Origin of the sequence: Sphaerimonospora cavernae (assembly GCF_042435035.1) — a bacterium.
Classification (GTDB): domain Bacteria; phylum Actinomycetota; class Actinomycetes; order Streptosporangiales; family Streptosporangiaceae; genus Sphaerimonospora; species Sphaerimonospora cavernae.
The window spans coordinates 1-2,728 of sequence record NZ_JBHMQT010000066.1 but is presented as its reverse complement, the minus strand read 5'-3'; the positions used below and the strand labels follow the sequence as shown (position 1 = coordinate 2,728).

The 2,728-nt window shown below is 64.8% G+C and carries 5 protein-coding genes; 2 read left to right on the top strand and 3 right to left on the bottom strand.

All coding sequences use genetic code 11. The annotated features are described in order from the left end of the window. Positions 1-82: 82 nt before the first annotated feature. Positions 83-511, bottom strand: a complete 429-nt coding sequence (locus tag ACFHYQ_RS27775; protein ID WP_394304100.1) for a hypothetical protein — start codon at positions 509-511, stop codon at positions 83-85. A gap of 291 nt (positions 512-802) precedes the next feature. Beyond that, a complete protein-coding gene (locus ACFHYQ_RS27770) occupies positions 803-934 on the bottom strand; it encodes a hypothetical protein (RefSeq protein ID WP_394304099.1) in 132 nt (43 codons plus the stop codon). Positions 935-1,088: 154 nt separating this feature from the next. On the opposite strand from ACFHYQ_RS27770, the gene ACFHYQ_RS27765 reads away from it, so the two are divergent. Further along, a complete protein-coding gene (locus tag ACFHYQ_RS27765) occupies positions 1,089-1,421 on the top strand; it encodes a hypothetical protein (protein WP_394304098.1) in 333 nt (110 codons plus the stop codon). Here the strand turns inward: ACFHYQ_RS27765 and ACFHYQ_RS27760 are convergent. Further along, positions 1,390-1,611: a helix-turn-helix domain-containing protein gene (locus ACFHYQ_RS27760; RefSeq protein ID WP_394304097.1), complete on the bottom strand. Its 222-nt coding sequence runs from the start codon at positions 1,609-1,611 to the stop codon at positions 1,390-1,392. The two genes, ACFHYQ_RS27765 and ACFHYQ_RS27760, sit on opposite strands and share 32 nt — an antisense overlap. 852 nt (positions 1,612-2,463) lie before the next feature. Here ACFHYQ_RS27760 and ACFHYQ_RS27755 point away from each other — a divergent pair. Further along, the gene (locus ACFHYQ_RS27755; protein WP_394304096.1) at positions 2,464-2,646 is read left to right on the top strand and encodes a hypothetical protein; all 183 of its coding nucleotides are present in this window, start codon (positions 2,464-2,466) and stop codon (positions 2,644-2,646) included. The last annotated feature ends 82 nt before the right edge of the window (positions 2,647-2,728 follow it).

Genomic DNA, 2,728 nt, shown 5'->3' with positions numbered 1-2,728 from the left:
CTGGATGCCGCCCATTCCCGGCACGGCATGACTCCCGGCGTCCGTTCACCCTGGCACGCCCAGAGGCGGTCACTATCCGCTATCACATGAAAGCACCGCGCGTATCCGCTGATTGTTTACCACTGCGCAGCTCCGATCGCGCTTCGCCGTCGAGACCAATCGTCGATGCGAACAAGTACAGATTCGCGATCTCGCGAGGATCGAGAAGGGCGTCGACCAGTGCCAAGCTCACCAACACCCGGCAATAGAGCAACTTCGCGTCGACGCTGAGCGCGGACAAGTCAGCGGAATCAGCGCGGTTGCGGGACGACCGCGCCGACAGGCTGTCCTTGGCTTCTGTGACCTTCGCCTTCACCTGCTCGGCGGACTGCTTCACTCTCTCCTGGGCATCGCCGGCAGCATCAGCGACACGCTGCCTCGCGGCGCTCGTGCTGTCGGCAACCTTCCGTCCAGCGGCGCCGGCAACGCCCTTCAGTCGTCCAAGCCCAACTTTACGAGGGTCCATCGCCATCCCTTTAACGTCCTTTGGCGGAAGGCTATCGGTAGCCACCGACAAGACGACGTCTTTCCGGCAACCCTCTGATGGGGAGAGGGAGCAATGCCATTAATTCATCCCTGCTGATCACGCGGCTTTTCCGAGCTTGTCGGCCTTGGCATCGCGGGTGGGGATCGCCAGGACGTTCGCGTCGGGTGGCGCGTTGAGCTGAGGGGCAGGTGAGAGCAGCGACAAGCAGCCGTAGGCCAATGATCGCGAACCGTACGAGAACCGATCTTGATCGCCTATGACCGTGTCGGCGCAGGTTCAGAGCAGGGTCTCCCCTATCCACTGGACGATGCCAGTGAACTCGGTGACGGCGCTCGTGAGGTCATTCTCGGCGGTGGGGCTATCGGTCTGGGGATCGTAGCCTTCGAGTCCGGTCTCCTCCTCGACCACGCGCGCGAGCCGGTACGCCTTCGCCAGTCCGGCGCCGGCCTCCGGCGTAGTGGTACGGGGTGACTCCTCCGCTCCCTTGATAACTGAAGGAAGCGGCTTCTCGCTAGGCCGCTTTCGCAGCATCGCGAAGGGCAAGCCCTGCCCTGAGAATGGGGTGAGCATCCGGTACGGTGACCAGTCGGCCGAGTTGAAGCACATCCGCGCCGACGACCCCACCGGGCAGGGCCGGTGGTCGTTCTCCTGCCAGCAGGCCACGCTGCGCCGCCTGGACAAGGCGTTCGCCGCGTTCTTCCGCCGGGTGAAGGCCGGGCAGAAGCCGGGGTTCCCCCGCTTCAAGGGGCGGGGCTGGTTCGACACGGTCGAATGGCCCAAGGTGACGGCTGCCGGTGGGATTCTCAGCCCGAGCACCCCTCGGCGACCTTCGTCCGCGTGCAGGGCATCGGACACGTCCGCGTTCACCAGCACCGCCCGGTGCGCGGCCGGGTGAAGACGATCGCGGTGAAGCGGGAAGGCTCCCGCCGGTATGTGGTGCTGTCGTGCGACGAAGCCCTGCGGTAGGCGATGCGCCGGTGCTCCAGAGCGGCGTTGTAGAGCTGCCGGTGATCCTCCACACACGCGGCGAGCGCGGCGGCCTGCCTGGCGGTGGGCCGCAGCAGGAACTTGAACGACCTGCGCACACCCACCTCCCACGCTCAGTAACGAGACCACCACGCTATCGGCGGGCACCGACAAAACCCGCACAGGTACGGATAAGGAGGCGGCGAATGCGCGGATCAGGGCACGCTCGGGCCTTGACGGCCCTCCCGCTCCCGATTCCCCGTCGCCTGAAGGCGACGGGGAATCGGGAGGACCTGATGGAGATGTCGGCGGACTCCCCGTTGTAATCGAGTTGGAAGGCGTGCGGCGCCTGTGTCCGGAGCGTCAGGCCGGATGGGAACTCCTCCATCTCGACACGCCCGATTTCCTCCGTTGCCCGTCGCACGATGCGATCCCATGCGGCACGATGCTCGGCGGTCAGCCGTGCGGCAGAAGGCTCGTCAAGGTCCGGCTCCTGATCCGCGTTGATCGCCTCCAAGGTCTCCAACAATGTGCAACCGGGGCGGCGGCGGACGAGGTGAAGATCATAGGTCATCGTCGCAGCGTAACGACATCCGTCCGGACCTCCCGGCCGCTGGGAGGTATCTCCTGTCGTCGTGTGACCGCCGCCCTCGGGCCGCCTCCCACCCCTACTACGAACGCCGCCGCCTCGATCCGACACGCTCCGCTGAGACTTCTTCGAGAACCTTCGTACGCCGCGCGGCTCATCGGGTGATCGGACGCCTCGATGGGAAATGTTTGCGCTGACCCAACGGCGACATTTCGGGCGGAATATCGCCATAGTTATTTATGGCCGCAAAAACTGCACACAACATATGTCGTGAACGAAAAGTGACCCCGACTGGAGGGTGTCCGTACAGTCGCTCGGGCATTCTGTATCGGAAACTGCTGATGGAAGACCAGGCCGGACCCTGTCGGCGACCGGAGAGTACGTGGCAACCCTGAAATACAACGGGCGCGACGCCGAAAAGCAGCGCCGCCTTGAGCGCGGCAACGCCTGGATCGCCGCGGCCGCATCCATCGGCGCCGCGTTCCTCACCTTGGCCGGCACGATGGCGGGCCTGTATTTCAGCTCTCGTAAACAATCAGCGGATACGCGCGGTGCTTTCATGTGATAGCGGATAGTGACCGCCTCTGGGCGTGCCAGGGTGAACGGACGCCGGGAGTCATGCCGTGCCGGGAATGGGCGGCATCCAG

Coding starts and splice junctions, on each gene's coding strand:
- ACFHYQ_RS27775 (WP_394304100.1), bottom strand. CDS start 511: ATGGCGATGGACCCTCGTAAAGTTGGGCTTGGACGACTGAAGGGCGTT.